This window comes from Kocuria arenosa (genome assembly GCF_042879215.1).
Classification (GTDB): Bacteria; Actinomycetota; Actinomycetes; order Actinomycetales; family Micrococcaceae; genus Kocuria; species Kocuria arenosa.
Genome location: NZ_JBHZTA010000003.1, coordinates 97,027 through 113,952 on the forward strand (window position 1 = coordinate 97,027; position 16,926 = coordinate 113,952).

General features: G+C 73.3%; 13 protein-coding genes. 3 read left to right on the top strand and 10 right to left on the bottom strand.

The genetic code is table 11. The features are described 5' to 3' along the window. Positions 1 to 51: 51 nt before the first annotated feature. The 3 genes from ACFYE3_RS06460 to ACFYE3_RS06470 form a co-directional block, all read right to left on the bottom strand. Positions 52 to 1,404 carry an MATE family efflux transporter gene (locus ACFYE3_RS06460; RefSeq protein ID WP_387607185.1) on the bottom strand — a complete coding sequence of 451 codons (1,353 nt, stop codon included), beginning with the start codon at positions 1,402 to 1,404 and terminating at the stop codon, positions 52 to 54. A gap of 73 nt (positions 1,405 to 1,477) precedes the next feature. Beyond that, positions 1,478 to 2,935 carry a benzaldehyde dehydrogenase gene (locus ACFYE3_RS06465; protein ID WP_387607187.1) on the bottom strand — a complete coding sequence of 486 codons (1,458 nt, stop codon included), beginning with the start codon at positions 2,933 to 2,935 and terminating at the stop codon, positions 1,478 to 1,480. A 128-nt stretch (positions 2,936 to 3,063) separates the two neighbouring features. Next, positions 3,064 to 3,441: an RNA-binding S4 domain-containing protein gene (locus ACFYE3_RS06470; protein ID WP_017832942.1), complete on the bottom strand. Its 378-nt coding sequence runs from the start codon at positions 3,439 to 3,441 to the stop codon at positions 3,064 to 3,066. Positions 3,442 to 3,709: 268 nt separating this feature from the next. Between ACFYE3_RS06470 and ACFYE3_RS06475 the strand changes: the two genes are divergently transcribed. Then, on the top strand, positions 3,710 to 4,558 hold the full coding sequence (locus ACFYE3_RS06475; protein WP_387607188.1) for an ABC transporter substrate-binding protein: 849 nt from the start codon (positions 3,710 to 3,712) through the stop codon (positions 4,556 to 4,558). 153 nt (positions 4,559 to 4,711) lie between these two features. Beyond that, positions 4,712 to 6,691: a M13 family metallopeptidase gene (locus ACFYE3_RS06480; protein ID WP_387607191.1), complete on the top strand. Its 1,980-nt coding sequence runs from the start codon at positions 4,712 to 4,714 to the stop codon at positions 6,689 to 6,691. A gap of 105 nt (positions 6,692 to 6,796) precedes the next feature. Here ACFYE3_RS06480 and ACFYE3_RS06485 read toward each other — a convergent pair whose 3' ends face one another. From ACFYE3_RS06485 to ACFYE3_RS06510, 6 genes are all read right to left on the bottom strand, one after another. Further along, complete coding sequence (locus ACFYE3_RS06485; RefSeq protein WP_387607912.1) at positions 6,797 to 8,503, bottom strand: amidase; 1,707 nt, start codon at positions 8,501 to 8,503, stop codon at positions 6,797 to 6,799. A 74-nt stretch (positions 8,504 to 8,577) separates the two neighbouring features. Then, positions 8,578 to 9,675 (bottom strand): agmatine deiminase family protein, encoded by a 1,098-nt coding sequence (locus ACFYE3_RS06490; RefSeq protein ID WP_387607194.1) that lies wholly within the window; start codon positions 9,673 to 9,675, stop codon positions 8,578 to 8,580. A gap of 107 nt (positions 9,676 to 9,782) precedes the next feature. Then, entirely contained in the window at positions 9,783 to 11,303 is a 1,521-nt protein-coding gene (locus ACFYE3_RS06495) for an APC family permease (protein WP_387607197.1), read from the bottom strand. After that, positions 11,300 to 12,196, bottom strand: coding sequence for a universal stress protein (locus ACFYE3_RS06500; protein ID WP_387607199.1), 897 nt, complete (start codon positions 12,194 to 12,196; stop codon positions 11,300 to 11,302). Before ACFYE3_RS06500 ends, ACFYE3_RS06495 begins: the two co-directional genes overlap by 4 nt. Continuing rightward, positions 12,193 to 13,629 (bottom strand): flavin monoamine oxidase family protein, encoded by a 1,437-nt coding sequence (locus ACFYE3_RS06505; protein ID WP_387607202.1) that lies wholly within the window; start codon positions 13,627 to 13,629, stop codon positions 12,193 to 12,195. The genes ACFYE3_RS06500 and ACFYE3_RS06505 overlap by 4 nt, the downstream gene beginning before the upstream one ends. Positions 13,630 to 13,728: 99 nt before the next feature. Beyond that, on the bottom strand, positions 13,729 to 14,460 hold the full coding sequence (locus ACFYE3_RS06510) for a mycothiol-dependent nitroreductase Rv2466c family protein (RefSeq protein ID WP_387607205.1): 732 nt from the start codon (positions 14,458 to 14,460) through the stop codon (positions 13,729 to 13,731). A gap of 161 nt (positions 14,461 to 14,621) precedes the next feature. Here ACFYE3_RS06510 and ACFYE3_RS06515 point away from each other — a divergent pair, with 161 nt between their 5' ends. Then, positions 14,622 to 15,305: a TetR/AcrR family transcriptional regulator gene (locus ACFYE3_RS06515; RefSeq protein WP_387607207.1), complete on the top strand. Its 684-nt coding sequence runs from the start codon at positions 14,622 to 14,624 to the stop codon at positions 15,303 to 15,305. 51 nt (positions 15,306 to 15,356) lie between these two features. Here ACFYE3_RS06515 and ACFYE3_RS06520 read toward each other — a convergent pair whose 3' ends face one another. Next, complete coding sequence (locus ACFYE3_RS06520; RefSeq protein ID WP_387607209.1) at positions 15,357 to 16,790, bottom strand: aminobutyraldehyde dehydrogenase; 1,434 nt, start codon at positions 16,788 to 16,790, stop codon at positions 15,357 to 15,359. Between the last annotated feature and the right edge of the window lie 136 nt (positions 16,791 to 16,926).

Here is a 16,926-nt window from a genome sequence, read left to right on the forward strand (position 1 = left end):
ATCTGCATCGTAGGTGATCTGCCGCACATTCCCGGGGTGCGCTCCGGCTTGTTACCGAGCGTTCCGGAGCAGCCAGGAGTCGCCGCGGGCGCGCAGCCCCAGGGTCACTGCCCGGGCCCCCAGATAGCCCCCGGCGTAGGCGGTCCACAGCCACACGAACCCCCCGGTCCCCGCCCCGGCGGAGAGCGCGACGAGCACCAGCAGCGGGGCGTAGACCGCGAGGTTGAGCACCCCGGCGACCGCGAGGTAGCGGGCGTCCCCGGCGCCGATGAGCACCCCGTCCAGGACGAAGACGTAGGCGGCCAGCGGCTGGCCGACCGCCACCACCAGCAGGGCCGCCGCGAACAGGGCCTGCACCGCGGGATCGGGGCTCAGCAGGAAGCCCAGTCGCGTCCCGACCAGGGCCACGAGGAGGCCCGTCAGCACGCCGAAGCCGAGCCCCCACAGGACCAGCCGGTTCATCAGGTCCCGGATCGCCCGGCGCTCCGCGGGGTCCTCGACGTCTCGCGCCCCCATGTCCCGGCCCAGCAGCGCCTGCGCCGCGATGGCGAGGGCGTCGAGGGCGAAGGCCAGGAAGTTGAAGACCGTCAGCACGAGCTGGTGCGCGGCGAGGTTCTGGGCGCCCTGCCCCGTGACCACCAGGACGGTCGCGAGGATGGCCACCCGCAGGGAGACGGTGCGCAGCATGAGCCAGGAGCCCACGGTGAGGTGCGAGCGCAGCCGGGGCCACGTGGTCGCGGGCCCCACACCGTGCTCGCGGGCGAGCCGGCGGAGGATCCGCAGGTACGCCAGCGCCATGGCCCACTGCACGGCGCTCGTGCCGATCGCCGCGCCGGCCACCCCCAGGCCCGCGCCGTGCACGAGCAGGAGGTTGAGCCCCGCGTTGGCCGCGGCCCCGATCCCCGCGATGAGCAGCGGGGTCCTGGTGTCCTGGAGCCCGCGCAGCACACCGGTGGCCGAGAGCACCAGGAGCATGGCGGTCAGCCCGGGCAGGGACCAGTGCAGGTAGACGACGGCGTGCTCCAGGACCTCGTCGCGCGCGCCCATCAGCGCCAGCATCGGGCGGCCCAGCACCCAGCCCGCCGCGGACAGGAGCAGGCCGAACCCCGCGGCCACCCACAGCCCGTCCCGGCCCACCGCCACGGCCTCCTGGAGCCGGCCCGCGCCGAGGTGCCGGGCGACCGCCGGGGTGGTGCTGTAGGCCAGGAAGACCATGAGCCCCACGACCGTCTGCAGCACGGCCGCGGCCACGCCCACGCCGGCGAGCTGGGGGGTGCCGAGGTGGCCGACGATCGCGGAGTCCGCCAGCAGGAACAGCGGCTCGGCCACGAGCGCCCCGAAGGCGGGGACGGCCAGGGCCAGGATCTGCCGGTTGAGGCCGCGGGGGCGGGAGGTCGTCGTCACCGGTCCAGGCTACCGACGGCTCCCCGCCCCCGCGGCGCACGCCCGGAGGGGCGGCGCCCCTCCGGAGCGGTGCTCAGAAGGGGTAGTGCGGGACGTCCGGGCTGATCGTGATCCACTGCGTCTCGGTGAACGCGTCGATGTTGGCGGTCGGCCCGCCGAATCGGGAGCCGGTGCCGGAGGCGCCCGTGCCGCCGAAGGGGGCGTTGGCCTCGTCGGCGACCGTCATCTCGTTGATGTGGATCTTGCCGGAGCGGATCCTGTCGGCGATCTTCATGGCCTCCCCGACGTCCCCGATGATGGACACCGAGAGCCCGTACTCGGAGGCGTTGGCGAACTCCACCGCCTCCTCGGCGCTGCTCACCTTCATCACGGGCGCCACCGGCCCGAAGATCTCGTCCTTCCAGGCCGTCATCTCGTGGGTCAGCTCGGAGAGCACCGTGGGGCGGTAGAACAGTCCGTCGTGGGAGCCCCCGGCCACCACCCGGGCGCCGGCGATGGCGGTCTCCTGCACGATTGCGTCGATGGCCTTGAGCTGGCGCTCGTCGATGATCGGGCCGAGGTGCACGGGCCCGCCGGAGGGATCCCCGACCACCAGGGCCTCCGCCTTCGCCGCGAGCTTGTCCACGTACTCGTCGTGCAGGTCCTCGTGCACCAGGTGGCGCCCGGTGGTCATGCAGATCTGGCCCTGGTGGAAGAAGGAGCCCATCGCCCCCACCCCGGCGGCCAGGTCCACGTCCGCGCCGGGCAGGACGATGACCACGTTGTTGCCGCCCAGCTCGAGGTGGGCGCGCTTGAGGTGCTGCGCCGCCGCCGCGCCCACGTGCCGGCCGGCGGCCGTGGACCCGGTGAAGGACACGACGTCGACCTGCGGGGCCTCGACCGTGGCGGCCCCGACGTCACCGCCGCCGGGCAGCAGCTGCAGGACACCGGACGGCAGCCCGGCCTCCTCGAAGACGCGCATGATGAGCGCGCCGCCGGTGACCGAGGTGCGGGGGTCCGGCTTGAGCAGCACCGCGTTGCCCAGGGCCAGGGCCGGGGCCACCGAGCGGATCGAGAGGATCAGCGGGAAGTTGAACGGCGAGATCACCGAGATCACCCCGACCGGCACCCGGCGGGACAGCGACCAGTGCGGGGCGTCGGAGGGCAGGTACTCCCCGTGCGGGTGGGTCGGCAGCGCGGAGGCCTCGTAGCACTCCGCGGCCGCGACCGAGGCCTCCAGCCCGGCCTTGGGCTGGATCGCCCCGGTCTCCCGGACCACCCAGTCCATGACCTCCTCGGCGTGCTCCTCGAACAGCAGGCCGGCGCGGCGCAGCACCCCGGCGCGCTCGGAGGGCTTCAGCGCCGCCCACTCCTTCTGCGCCGCCGCGGCCTTCTCGGCCGCCTCGTACACGTCCTCGGGGGAGGCGAAGCCGATCCGCCCGAGCGTCTCGTCCGTCGACGGGTTCGTGACGTCCTCGGTGCCGCCGCGACCCTCACGCCATCCGTTGACGTAGATCTTTCCGGTCCACACCGATGTGTCCAGCAGTGCCATGAGTCGAACTCCTCCGGTTCCGGCCGCGCGTCGGACCGCCGGACGGCGGGGTGACCCACGGCACACGTGCAGTGGGGATTATTCTGCGCCTTCCTGGGAAATTTCACGGAACGCCGCGCGCCGGGGGCTCACAGCCCCCGGAGTCGGTCCATCTCCCGGCGGTCCTTCTTGGTCGGCCGGCCGGTGCCCCGGTCCCGCCGCGGGACGGCCGCGTGCAGCGCCGGGGGCGGGGGCGGGCTGTGGTCGACGTAGGCCTTCGCGGCGACCGGCGCCCCGACGCGCTTGGTCAGCAGCTGCACCACCTCCAGGACCTGCTCGTGGCCGGGGCGGCGCACGGCCACCCGCTGGCCGGGCCGCACCGGCTGGGCGGCCTTGACCGACGTGCCGTCGATCTTCACGTGGCCGGCTCGGCACGCGGCCGTGGCGGCGGAGCGGGTCTTGAACACGCGCACCGCCCACAGCCACACGTCCACACGCACGCTCGCGGGGGCCTGCGGCGCGGTCATCGCCCCTCCTGGGTGCTGTGGCGCAGGTGCTCGGTGCGGGTCATGGGCCCATTGTGCCGAATCCACCGGGCACGGCCGCAGCCGGGCGGGTCGTCCCGGAGCCGTCGCCCGGAGTGGGGACAATGAATTGACTACCGACCAGTGGTGTGCAACATCCCGGCAACGCGTGAACACCTACACTGAGGCACATTCACCGGCGGGCCGCGCACCGGGCACGACGCCGTGCAGCCGGCGGCGGCCCGCCACCTCCCGAGGGAAGGACAGATCCATGAAGAGCAGGTTCCACGGGGCAGCGACCCTGTCCGTGCTGGCCGTCTCCGCGCTGGCCCTGAGTGCGTGCACGAGCACCGACGAGGGCGGGGAGGCCTCCGGCGGCGACACGGGCGCGAACGGCGGGGAGATCAGCCTGATCACCCCGGGCACGCTCACGGTGTGCTCGGACATCCCCTACCGCCCCTTCGAGTTCACGGAGGACGGGGAGACCGTCGGCTTCGACATCGACCTGGTGAACAACATCGCCGAGGACATGGGGGTCGAGACGGAGTTCCTCCGCACCTCCTTCGAGGGCATCCAGTCGGGTGTGGCCCTGGACTCGAACCAGTGCGACCTCGCCGCCTCCGGGATGACCATCAACGAGGAGCGCGAGTCCGTCATGGACTTCTCCGAGCCCTACCTCGACGACAACCTCGCGCTGCTGGTGGCCCCGGACGCCGACATCGACTCGGTGGCCGACGTCCAGGGCAAGCGCGTGGGCGTGCAGCAGGCCACCACGGGCGAGACCCAGGCCCAGGAGAACAACGCCGAGGTCGTGCAGTACGAGGACTCGGCCCTGATGATCCAGGGGCTCAACACCGGTGACGTCGAGGCCGTCATCGGCAACATCTCCGTGATGGGCCCGGCCATCACGGACAACCCGGAGCTGCGCCTGGTCGAGGAGATCGAGACCGGGGAGCAGCTGGGCCTGGCCGTGAAGACCGGCAACACGCCCCTGCTCGAGCAGGTCAACGAGTCGCTGGCGACCATGCGGGAGGACGGCACCCTCGAGGAGCTCGAGGGCAAGTGGCTGGGCACCGGCGAGGCCGCCGGAGCCGAGAGCCCGGAGCCGGCCGCGAGCTGACCCGTCGCCGCACCCGCCGGCCGGGTGTGGCGAGCACCACGGACGCCGTGGCCCGCGCGAGGCGGGCCACGGCGCCGTCGTCCGTAGGCTGGAGCCGGGCGGACACCGCCGCCCCGCGCCTCCCACCCCGCCACGACGACAGGGGACGCTCCCGTGACCACCGACTCCGGCCTCGAGCTGCAGCACGTCCATCCCGGCGTCCGCCCGCAGGACGACCTGTACCGCCACGTGAACGGCGGCTGGATCGAGGCGCACGAACTGCCGGAGGACCGCGCGTTCGACGGCGCCTCCGCGATCCTCACCGACCGCAACACGCAACGGGTGCACCAGATCGTGCAGGAGGCCCCCGCCGGGTCCCGGATGGCCGCGCTGTACCGCTCCTTCCTGGACGAGGAGGAGATCGAGCGCCGCGGCCGCGCCGCTCTGGACCCGGACCTCGCGGTGCTCGGCGCCGCCCGGGGCAAGGAGGGCCTCGCCCGCGCCTCGGCCGCCCTGCACCGCACCGGCGTGGACGGGCCGCTGTCCTTCTTCGTGGAGAACGACTCCCGGGACTCCTCCCGCTACTCGTTCTTCCTGCGCCAGGACGGGCTGTCCCTGCCCACGGACAGCTACTACACGGACCCGCTGCACGAGCGGCTGCGCACGGCGTTCACCGCCCACGTCGCGGCGATGCTCGAGCTGGCGGGCCTGCCGGCGCGCTGGGGCGTGCCCGCCGGGGACGCCGCGGAGACCGTGCTCGCCATGGAGACGCAGCTCGCCGCCGCCCACTGGGACACCGTCTCCGCGCGGGACGTCGAGGAGATGTACAACCCCGTGGACGTGCCCGGCCTGGAGGCCATGGCGCCCGGCTTCCCGTGGACGGCGTGGCTCGAGGGCACCGCCCCGGAGCGCGGCGCGGGGACCTTTGACCGGGTCATCGTGCGCCAGCCCTCCTTCGTGGCGCAGCTGGGCCTGCTGTGGCAGGAGTGGTCCGAGGAGCAGATCCGGATCTGGCAGTCGTGGCGGATCGTGTCCAAGCGTGCCCCGTTCCTGCCCCGGCCGTTCGTCGAGGAGAACTTCCGCTTCTACAGCACCGCCCTGTCCGGGATCACCCGTCCCCGCGAGCGCTGGAAGCGGGCCGAGTTCCTGGTCACCCGCGTCCTGGGCGACGACGTGGCGCGCGAGTACGTGGCCCGCTGGTTCCCACCGGCGCACAAGGCCCGGGTGGAGCAGCTCGTGGCGCACCTGCTGGCCGCGTACCGGGAGCGGATCTCCCGGCTGGAGTGGATGTCGGAGGCCACCCGGGCCCGCGCCCTGGAGAAGCTGTCCACGTTCAGGGTCAAGGTCGGTCACCCCGAGACCTGGCGGGACTACTCCTCCCTGGAGCTGGACCCCGAGGACCTGCTCGGCAACGTCCGGGCGGGGCTGGCGCTGGAGCACGACCGCACGGTCGGCAAGATGGGCACCCCCGTGGACCGCGGCGAGTGGTTCCTCTATCCCCACTGGGTCAACGCCTACTTCCACCCCGTGCTCAACGAGGTGGTCTTCCCCGCGGGGATCCTGCAGCCGCCGTTCTTCGACATCGAGGCCGACGACGCCGTGTGCTACGGCGCGATCGGCTCCGTGATCGGCCACGAGATCGGCCACGGCTTCGACGACCAGGGCGCCAAGTACGACTCCCGGGGCCACCTGGAGAACTGGTGGACCGACGAGGACCGCGCGGAGTTCGCCAGGCGCACCGCCGCGCTCGTCGCCCAGTACGACGGCTGCACGCCGCGCGGGCTGGACCCGGCCCGGCACCGGGTCAGCGGGGCCTTCACGGTGGGCGAGAACATCGGCGACCTGGGCGGGCTGGAGATCGCCCTGGTGGCCTACCGGATGTCCCTGGCCGAGCGGGGCCTGGACCAGGACAGCGCGCCGGTGCTCGACGGGCTGACCGGCGCGGAGCGCTTCTTCTACGCCTACGCGGCGCTGTGGCGCTCGACCGCCCGGGAGCAGGAGCTGGTCAACCGGCTGGCCACCGACCCGCACGCCCCGGACGAGTTCCGCTGCAACCGGGTGGTGCAGAACATGTTCGCGTTCCACGACACCTTCGGCACCCGCCCCGGCGACGACCTGTGGCTGGCCCCCGAGGAGCGCGTGAACATCTGGTGACCCGTCTCCGGCCCCGCTCCGCGGGGTCACGTGTCGGCGACCGGAGCGGGCTCGGTCGCCGACACGTGCACCCTCGCGGCCCGGGACCGCCCGGCCCGCGACGGGTCAGCCGGGCAGCGGCGTCGTGCGCGGCGGCACGGTGCGGCGGGAGCCGGTGGCCTCGAAGGCCGCGGCGAGGCGCAGGAGCGCGGTGTCGTCCCAGGCCCGCCCGGCGATCGTCAGACCGACGGGCATCCCGGTGTCGGGCATCGTGCCCATCGGCACGGTGACCGTGGGGATGCCGAGGTGCCGGGGCACGAGGTTGCCGTTGGCGACCCACACGCCGTTGCGCCAGGCGAGCTCCGCGGAGGCCGTGTTCACGTCGGCGTCGGCGGGCCCCACGTCCGCGACGGCGGGGAAGACCACGGCGTCGAGACCCAGCTCGTCCATCCACCGCTCCAGGTCGGTGCGGCGGGTCTCCTCCAGTCCGCGCAGCCCGTCCGCCAGGTGCGGGATCCCGGTCAGGACGGGGACCCCGTGCTCGCGCACGAAGCCCGGGTAGTCGGCGATGTCGTCGTCGAACCCGTCGTAGCGATCGGGCAGGGCACCCGCCGGGTGCGGGAAGACGAGGGCCCCGTCCACGTCGGCGAGCCGGTGCAGGGCCGGGTCGCCGTTGGCCTCGAGGAAGTCGTGCCACGCCCAGGCCGAGAGGTCCACGATCTCCCGGTGCAGGTACTCCGGGCTGACCAGGCCGCGAGTGGCGATCGTGGGAGCTCCGGGCCGGTCTCCCTCGTAGTTGCTCACCACCGGGAGGTCGACCTCGACCACCGTGGCGCCGGCCGCCTCGAGGTCGCGGCGCGCGGCCTCCCACAGCGCGAGCACGGACGGGCGCGTCTCGATCCGCCGGCCGGTGGGGCCGCCGATGCCGGGATTCTCGGCGGTGCCGGCCTCGGGGTCGGCGTTGACGTACATCCGCGGCACTCCCAGGCGGACGCCGGCCAGGACGCGCGCGGCGGCCACGGGGCCCGGGACGGCCAGCCCCGGGTAGGAGGCCGGCCGCACCGCCGACGCGGCCGGGATGTCGATCCAGGGCTGCACGCGCCAGAAGTCGCCGCGGGGCTCGGGGTCGTCGGCGACCACCACGTCGAGGACCTCGAGCAGGTCCGCCATGCTGCGGGTGTGCGGGACGACGACGTCCATGGTGGGCACCAGCGGCCAGTTGCCGCGCACGGAGATCACGCCGCGGGACGGGGTGTAGGCGCACAGGGCGTTGTTGGAGGCCGGGGCGCGGCCGGAGGACCAGGTCTCCTCGCCGAGGCCGAACGCGGCGAAGCTCGCGGCCGTGGCCGTCCCGGAGCCGTTGGAGGAGCCCGAGCCGAAGGCCGCCGTGAGGTACTGGCCGCTGTAGGGGCTCTCGGCCCGGCCGTAGACGCCGCGCTGCATGCCGCCGTTGGCCATCGGGGGCATGTTGGTCAGCCCGAGCAGCACCGCGCCGCCCGCCCGCAGCCGTTCGACCGTGAAGGCGTCGTCCAGGGCCACGAGGTGCTCGAAGGCGGGCGAGCCGGCCGCCACGGTGAGCCCGCGGACCCGGTAGCTGTCCTTGGCGGTGTACGGGATCCCGTCCAGCGGCCCGAGCACCTCCCCCCGGGCCCGCCGGGCGTCGGAGGCGCGGGCCTCGGCCAGGGCGTCGGGGTTGTCCACGACGACGGCGTTGAGCTCCGGCCCCCCGCGGTCGTAGGCCTCGATCCGGGCCAGGTAGGCGGTGACCAGCTCCTCGCTGGTCGTCCGGCCGGACTCCAGCGCCGCGCGCAGCTGCGCGATGCTCGCCTCCACGACGTCGAACGCGCTGTCCGGCCTGCCGTCGGCTGTGGTGCGGGGTCCGCTGTCGAGGCCGTTGCCGAACGCGCTCACCGGAGGGCCTCCTCGCCCGTGGCGGGCCGGCGGGGTGCGGGCTGCTGCTGGGTGATGCAGTGGATGCCGCCGCCGAAGGCGAAGATGTCGCGGGCGTCGACCAGTTCGACGGCCCGGCCGGGGTAGGCCTGGGCGAGGATCCCGGCGGCGACGGCGTCGTGCGGGTCGTCGAAGGCGCACAGCACGACCACGCCGTTGGCCACGTAGTGGTTGATGTAGGAGTAGTCGACGAACCCGTCACCGGCGTCGAGCACGGTGGGCGCGGGGACGTCGACGACGTGCAGCCGCCGCCCGCGGGCGTCGGTGGCCGCCGCCAGCATCGCGCGGAGCTGCCGGCCCACCTCGAAGTCGGGGTGGGCCGGGTCGTCCTGCCGGTGCACCAGGACGGTGCCCGGCCCGGCGAAGGCGGCGACGATGTCCACGTGGCCGCGGGTGCCGAACTCGTCGTAGTCCCGGGTGAGCCCGCGGGGCAGCCAGATGGCCCTGGTGGTGCCCAGGCGGGCGTGGATCTCGGCCTCGACCTGCTCCTTGGTGGCGCCGGGGTTGCGGCCGGGGTCCAGCTGGACGGTCTCGGTGAGCAGGACGGTGCCCTCGCCGTCGAGGTGGAAGCCGCCGCCCTCGTTGACCAGGGCGCTGGGCCGCACCTCGGCGCCGGCCCGCTCGGCGACGAAGCGTCCCAGGTGCTGGTCGTTGCCCCAGGCGGCCCACTCCTGGGCGCCCCAGCCGTTGAACACCCAGTCCACGGCGACCACCGATCCGTCGGGGGCGTGGGCGAAGGTGGGCCCGGAGTCGCGCAGCCAGGCGTCGTCCAGGAGGGCCTGAACGACCTCGATCCCCTCTCCCAGTGCGGCCCGGGCCGAGGCGGCGTCGCCGGGGGCGGCCACGACGGTCACGGGCTCGTGGCGGGCGATCGTGCGGGCCACCTCGGCCCAGGCACGCCGGGCGCGGGCCAGCGTCTCGCTGCCAGCCGGCCCGAAGGTGTCGTTGGGCGGCGGGAAGGCCATCCAGGTCCGCTCGTGGGGGTCCCACTCGGCGGGCATCACGGTGGCCGTCGCGGTGACGGCCTCGGTGCCGGGACGGGTGGCAGGGTGCATGGTCGTTGGCCTTCCGGGTGCTGGGGAGGTGCTGGTGGGTGCTGCGCGGGGACGGTGGCCCGGGGACGCGTTCCCGGGCCACCGCACGCTCCGCCGGCCGGTCCGGCTCAGTCGAGGACCGGCAGCTCGGTGGTCTCGAAGCGCTCCCGGAAGAACGAGGGGTTGCGCCGGTACTGGACGAGCATCACGGCGACCCCGAGCAGGAGCATGCCCACACCGAGGACGAACACGAGCCCGACCCCGCCGATCGCCGAGCCCGAGCCGTACTCCGGGTCCATGGAGTCGTAGGACGTCTGGACGAAGAAGATCAGCAGCAGGATCCCGCCGAGCAGCGGTGCCAGGAACTTCGTCAGGAACCCGTTCACGGTGTGGAATGCGTCGCGGCGGAAGTACCACACGCACGCCAGGGCGGTGACGCCGTAGTAGAAGCACACCATCATGCCGAGGGTGGTGATGGTGTCCCACAGGACGTTCTCGGAGACCACGCGCATCACGGCGTAGAAGACCGAGGCGATGACGGCCGCCGCGATCGTGGCGTAGCCCGGGGACTGGAAGCGCGAGGTGATCCGGGCGTACTTCGTCGGCAGCGCGCCGTAGTGGCCCATGGCGAGCATGGTGCGCGCCGGGGAGATCATCGTGGACTGCAGCGACGCCGCGGAGGAGGACAGCACCGCCAGGGACATGAGGATCGCGAACGGGCCCATGACCGGCCCGGCCAGAGCCGCGAAGACGTTCTCCTGGATCTCCTCGTTGCCCAGTCCGAGCTCGGCACCGCCCACGCCGGAGTAGGACAGCACGGCGAGCGAGACGGCCATGTAGAGGGCGACGATGACGAGGATGGTTGCGATGGCCGAGCGCCCGGGCCCGTTGGCGGACTCCTTGCTCTCCTCGTTGAGGGTCAGGACCACGTCCCACCCCCAGTAGATGAACACGGACAGGGACACGCCTGCGGCGAACGCGGAGAAGGACTCCACGCCGAAGGGGTTGAACCACTCGGAGCGCACGGCCAGGCCCTCGAAGGCGGTGCCGCCGCCCACGTGGCCGAAGGCCGCGGCGGCGAACCACAGCAGCACGATCATCTGGAAGACCACGAGGACGTACTGCACCACCTTGGTGGCCTCCATGCCGCGGTAGGAGATCCATGCCGCGAGCGCCACGAAGGCCAGGCAGGTGGCCACGTTGACGGGCACGTTGCGGGTCAGCTCCGCGATGGCGTCGTTGCCGGTGATCTGGGCGAGGGCCAGGTAGAAGAAGTCCACGGCGATGCCGGCGAGGTTGGAGAGCACCAGGATGGTGGCGGCGAGCAGCCCCCAGCTGCCCATCCATCCGATCCACGGACCGAAGGCCTTGGAGACCCAGGTGAAGGTGGTGCCGGAGTCCGGCATGGCCCGGTTGAGCTGCCGGTACCCCATGGCCACGAGCAGCATGGGGACGAAGCCGACCAGCAGGATGGCCGGGAGGTGGGTCCCCACCGCGGCTGCGGTGGGGCCGAGGGCCCCGGAGAGCGTGTAGGCGGGCGCGATCGTGGACACGCCGATGACCACGGAGCCGAGCAGCCCCACCGATCCCTTGCTGAGCCCCTTCTCGTGGTGCGTGCGCTGCTGGTCGACGAGCGGTGCGGTGCTCATGACGCGGTCTCCTTCTCGGTCCGGGCCTGATCGGCGTCCGGGGCGGACCGGGGCACGACGACCATCGGCACCGGGATGTGCTTGAGCAGCCGTGCTGCGGTGGTGCCCAGGAAGGTCTGCCGCCCCTGGGCCAGGCGGGACGAGCCGATGAGCAGGAGGCCGCCGGGGGCCCAGTCGACGTCCTGCGCGGCCTTCTTGAGGGTCCGCCCGGAGACGACCCGCACGGTCACGGGCCCGCTCCGGCGGGCCTCGGCCGCCGCGGCCTCCAGGTGGTCCTCGACGCGCCGGCGGATCTGCTCGGTGGCATCCGGGTCCGCGGCCTCGTCCTCGAGGAAGGAGATGAGCTCCAGCTCCAGGCCGGAGCGCTCGACCGCCTCGGCGGCCTCCCGGATGACCTGGTGCGCCCCGGGGCGGGTGCCCACGGCGGCGTAGAGCCGGGTGAGCCGCTCGTCCCCGGAACACCGGCGCGGGGCGAGCGCCACGGGGACCGGCGAGCTGTGCAGCAGCGAGTTCACCACGGAGCCCAGGGTGAAGCGGCCGCCGCCCGTGCCGGCGCCGACCACGATCATCGCGGCCCCGAGCTCGGCGGCAGCCTCGACCAGGCCGGCGGGCACGGACCGCGCCTCCCGCACGCAGGTGCGGGCCGTGATCCCCTCGGGCACCAGCGCGGCGGCCTCGCGCAGCCACTGGTGGGCCTGCCGGCGGAGCACGGTCGAGATGTCCCCCACCGGTGGGTAGACCTGCTGGTACGGGTCGTCCGCGCGCAGCACGAGGACGATCTCGAGCTCGGCTCCCAGGTCGCGGGCGAGCGCGGCGCCCAGCCGCACGGCGTCCCGGCTGCGCCGGTCGCCGCTGCAGCCGACGACGTAGCGCGGCACCCCGGCGGCGGTCATCGCTCCGCGCCCGTCAGGGAGTCGGCGCGGAGGACCTCGGCGGCGGCGAGGCGGCCCTGGCGCAGGGCGCCGTCGACGTGCTGGTAGCCCTCGGCGGCGAGGTCGGAGCAGGCCCAGCGGATCGGGCCCACCGGGGTGCGCTGGTGGGCGCCGTAGCGGTGCAGCCCGCCGAGGTCGTAGCTGGCGGCGTAGGCGCCGCGGGTCCACTCCTCGGAGCCGAAGTCGGACTCGTAGTAGACCACCGGGTGCAGGGCCTCCTCCCCCAAGTAGTGGGAGAGGGACTCGAGGATCAGCTGCCGCCGCTCCTCGGCGGTCAGGCCGAAGAGCTCGTCGGCCCGCTCGTCCGAGACGAAGCCGACCAGGGTGCCGCGGGAGTCCCCGTGGTTGGTGTTGTCGTAGACCTCCTGGGACAGCTCGTGGGCGCCGAAGCCGGTGCCGGACAGGCCCTTGGCCCGCCAGAAGGGCGTGTCGTAGACGGCGTGCACCTTGATCACGAGGCCCAGGGACTGGTGCTGGTGCATCTGGTGCTGCAACCGCGGCAGGGGCGGCTCGAAGGAGATCCGGGAGTAGAGGTTGGGCGGGACGGCCACGACCACGTCCTGGGCGCGCACGGTGAGCCGGTCGGACCAGACGGTCACCGGGGTGCCGGGGACGTGCTCGGCGTAGGTCTCGCCGTCGCCGGCCCAGCGGATCGTGCGCACCGGGGTGTCGAGGAGGACCACGTCCTCGCCGAGGTGGGCCGCCATGGCCTCGGACACGGACTGCATGCCGCCGACCACGCGCCGGTCGAGGATGAAGTCCTCGTCCACGAGGTTCGAGAAGGACCCGGCGGAGGCGGCCATGAGCACGGCCTGCAGCGCCGAGAACGCGTGCGCGGGCTTGGTGAGCATCCCGCCGGCCACGAAGATCCCGATGTTGTCGCAGGCGGCCTCGTCGTCGGAGTGCTGCCGCAGCCAGTGGTGGAAGGAGATCGTGTCCAGCTCCCGGGCCGCCGGGTGCGCCCACGGCTCGGTGGCGCCGATCTCGGCCACGAGCCCGTCCAGGAGCGCGACGAGCTTCTCCATCTCGGCGGTCGTGGACTCCCCGGCCGGGAACACGGAGCCGGTGTAGGTGTGACGGGTGCCGTCCGGCGCGAGGTAGACGGACTCGCCCTCCCGGTAGCGCTGGAAGGTCTCCAGACCGAGCTCGTCGACGAGGGCGAGCAGCTCGGTCTGGTCCGGCGAGATCCACTGCCCGCCGATCTCCAGGAACGCGCCGTCCACGGTCTTCGACCAGGTCCGCCCGCCCACGCGGTCGCGGGCCTCGAGGACGGCCACGGACTTCCCGGCGGCAGTGAGGCTGCGGGCCGCCATGAGTCCGGCGGGACCGGCCCCGACGACGACGACGTCGCGCTCGAGCGCGGTCCTGCTGCCCAGGGTGCGTTGATCGGTCACTGTGGTCTCCTTCACGCTAAAATGAACTGAGTTCATTAAGCGGTGGCGCACGGCCGCCCGTCAAGACCTGCGGCCGAGAAGTCCCCCGGCGGCGGAGCGCTACTTCTTCGTCCGGCGGCTCCCGGCGTGCCAGTCCTCCTCGGTCCCCGGCCGGTCCGGCGCGACGCCGAGGCCCCGCAGCTGCGGCGGCTCCCGGAGGCTGCGCTTGAGCTCGGCGAAACCGGGGAAGCGGGCGAGCGCCACCACGTGGTCCCACAGCTCGAGGGCCTCGTCCTCCTCCGGGAGCCGGCTGATGACCGGGCCGAAGAAGGCCACGCCCGCCGGCGGGCCGAAGTGGATGATGGGGGTCCCCACGTCCCGGCCGGTCAGGGCCAGCGCCTCCTCGGTCTCCGCGCGGACCACCGCGTCCAGGGACTCGTCCTCGAGGGCGCCGGCGAGCCCGGCCGGGAGCCCGGCGGCCTCGAGGACCGGCCCGAGGAAGGCCCGCGTGGCGCGGCGGTCCGTCCCGGGCGCGTCGGGGGCGGGCACCGGGTCGGCGTCGAAGGTGTGCGCACCGAGGGCCGCGTACAGCTGCCCCACGGCCTCGCGCCCGTGCTCGGCGCGGGTCCGGGCAGCCACCCGCAGCAGGTGCAGGCCGGCCGTGTGGCCCGCCTCGTACTCCGGCGGGAACCACGCGTCGTAGTCCACGTGCTCGTTGAGCAGGCGCAGGGAGATGAACCGCCAGTCCACCCGGTGGCCCCGCCGGGCGGCCACCGTGCGGACCCACTTGCTGGTCAGCCAGGCGAAGGGGCAGGTGGGGTCGAAGTAGAAGTGGAGGTCGGCGTCCGTCATCGTCCACACGCTAGGAGGGACCCCGCCGACGGTCAAGGACGCCGCAGCCGAGGACACGGCCGTCCGGCCGTCGACCTAGACTCGAGCTGACCGTCCCAGCCCGGTCACCGCCCTGAGTCGCCACCAGGACTCGCAGCACCACTCCCAGGAGGTTTCCGCCCATGGCTCCCGCCCGAACCCCTCCTCGCCGCCGCGGGCGCCCGAGCCAGCCGGTGCTCTCCGAGGAGCGGATCACGAAGGCAGCGATCAAGATCGTGGCCACCCGGGGCTACCGGCACCTGACGATGACCGAGCTCGCGCGCGAGCTGAAGGTCTCCACCTCGGCCCTGTACAACCACACGCCGTCGAAGCGCGAGGTGCTGATCCGGGTGCAGGACGCGATCAACCAGGGGATCGACTGCTCCGCCTTCGGCACCGTCCCGTGGGACCAGGCCCTCGAGAGCTGGGCGCGGTCCTACCGGGACTGCTACGCCCAGCACACGGCCATGATCCCGATCATGGCCGTCCAGCCCGTCGCCGACTCACCGCACACCCTGCAGATGTACGAGACCGTGGCCTCCGGCCTCGCGGACGCGGGCTGGGAGCGCGCCAGCATCGTGGACGTGATCGTCTCGATCGAGTCGCTCGTCTTCGGCGCCGCGTACGACGCCACGGCGCCCGCCGACATCTTCGACCCCGGGGAGCGGTCGGACCTCGCCCCGGTGTTCGCCGACGCCGTGCAGGCACGACCGGCGGACGCCACCGCCGCGGCCGACGAGGCCTTCGCGGCCGCCCTCACCGCCATGCTGGACGGCTTCCGGCTGCGCCTGGAGGCCGCCCGGGACCGGGCCGCCGGACAGGACTGATCCGCCGGACGGGAGCGGGCGGCCGGGTGGGACGCCCCCGGCCGCGCCGGCTCAGGCGTCCAGGGCGTGCATGACGTGCTTGACCTGGGTGTACTCCTCGACCGAGTAGAGCGAGAGGTCCTTGCCGTAGCCGGAGTTCTTGAACCCGCCGTGCGGCATCTCGGAGATCAGCATGACGTGGGTGTTGACCCACACGCACCCGAACTCGAGCTCGCGGGAGACCCGCATGGCCGTGCCGTGGTCGGTGGTCCACACGCTCGAGGCCAGGGCGTAGTCGACGTCGTTGGCCAGCTCGAGCGCCTCCTCCTCCGTGCCGAAGGGCTGCACGGTGAGCACCGGCCCGAAGGTCTCCTCCTGGACGAGGGCGTCGTCCTGGCGGACACCGGACACCACGGTGGGCTCGAAGAAGTAGCCGGGGGCGCCCTCCACCGGCTTCCCGCCGGTGACCACGCTCGCGTGCTCGGGCAGCTCGGCGAGCTTGCGGCACACGTCCTGGAAGTGGCGGGCGTTGTTGAGCGGGCCGTAGAAGTTCTTGGACTCGTCCGGGTCGCCCGTCACGATGTCCCGGGCGGCCGCGGCGAGCAGGCGCACGAACTCGTCGTGGGCGCTGTCCTGGACCAGCACGCGCGTCACCGCGGTGCAGTCCTGGCCGGCGTTGAAGGTGCCGAACTCCACGAGCGCCTTCGCGGCGGCGGGCAGGTCGGCGTCCGCGAAGACGACCGCGGGCGCCTTGCCGCCGAGCTCCAGGTGGCCGCGCGTGAGGTTCTGCGCGGCGGCGAGGGCCACGGCGCGGCCGGCGCGCACGGACCCGGTGATGGAGACCATGGCCGGCGTCCGGTGCCCGGTCATGAGCGCGCCCGTGGAGCCGTCCCCCAGCAGCACGTTGACCACCCCGGCGGGGAAGATCCCGTCGATGAGCCGGGCCAGGACCAGCGTGGACTCCGGGGTGGTGTCCGAGGGCTTGAGGACCACGGTGTTGCCGGCGGCCAGCGCCGGGCCGAGCTTCCAGACCGCCATGAGCAGCGGGTAGTTCCAGGGTGTCACCTGCGCCACGACGCCGACCGGCTCGCGCCGCACGTAGGAGGTGTGCCCGCTCATGTACTCCGCCGCGGCCTTGCCCTCGAGGGTGCGGGCGGCGCCGGCGAAGAAGCGGAGGTTGTCGGCGCCGGCGGCGACCTCCTCGTCGGCGATCATCTGCCGCGGCTGGCCGGTGTTGCGGTGCTGGGCGTCGACGAGCTCGGCGCTGTGCGCCTCGAGCGCGTCCGCGAGCCGGAGCAGCAGGAGCTGGCGCTCGCTCGGCGTGGTGCGCTTCCAGGTGCGGAACGCCTTCCGGGCGGCGGCGAAGGCCCGGTCCACGTCCGTGGCGTCCGAGACCGGGGAGACGGCGACCGTCGTGCCGGTGGTGGGGTCGACGACGTCGATCCGGCCCGTGCCGTGGGCGTCGACGAAGGCGCCGTCGACGTAGTTCTGCAGGACGTCGCTCATGGTGGTTCCTCTCTGCGGACGAGAACGCGGTGCCTGCCACTCTAAATGAGTGACGTTCATTTTAGAAGAGCGCGGCTGACCGGGGCCACCGACGACGGCGGACCCCCGCGGCCGAGGATGCTCGGCCGCGGGGGTC

What these genes read in the sequence shown, in the direction of transcription:
- ACFYE3_RS06465 (WP_387607187.1), bottom strand. Translation starts at nt 2,935, where the DNA reads ATGGCACTGCTGGACACATCGGTGTGGACCGGAAAGATCTACGTCAAC.
- ACFYE3_RS06470 (WP_017832942.1), bottom strand. Translation starts at nt 3,441, where the DNA reads ATGACCGCGCCGCAGGCCCCCGCGAGCGTGCGTGTGGACGTGTGGCTG.
- ACFYE3_RS06475 (WP_387607188.1), top strand. Translation starts at nt 3,710, where the DNA reads ATGAAGAGCAGGTTCCACGGGGCAGCGACCCTGTCCGTGCTGGCCGTC.
- ACFYE3_RS06490 (WP_387607194.1), bottom strand. Translation starts at nt 9,675, where the DNA reads ATGCACCCTGCCACCCGTCCCGGCACCGAGGCCGTCACCGCGACGGCC.
- ACFYE3_RS06495 (WP_387607197.1), bottom strand. Translation starts at nt 11,303, where the DNA reads ATGAGCACCGCACCGCTCGTCGACCAGCAGCGCACGCACCACGAGAAG.
- ACFYE3_RS06500 (WP_387607199.1), bottom strand. Translation starts at nt 12,196, where the DNA reads ATGACCGCCGCCGGGGTGCCGCGCTACGTCGTCGGCTGCAGCGGCGAC.
- ACFYE3_RS06510 (WP_387607205.1), bottom strand. Translation starts at nt 14,460, where the DNA reads ATGACGGACGCCGACCTCCACTTCTACTTCGACCCCACCTGCCCCTTC.
- ACFYE3_RS06515 (WP_387607207.1), top strand. Translation starts at nt 14,622, where the DNA reads ATGGCTCCCGCCCGAACCCCTCCTCGCCGCCGCGGGCGCCCGAGCCAG.
- ACFYE3_RS06520 (WP_387607209.1), bottom strand. Translation starts at nt 16,790, where the DNA reads ATGAGCGACGTCCTGCAGAACTACGTCGACGGCGCCTTCGTCGACGCC.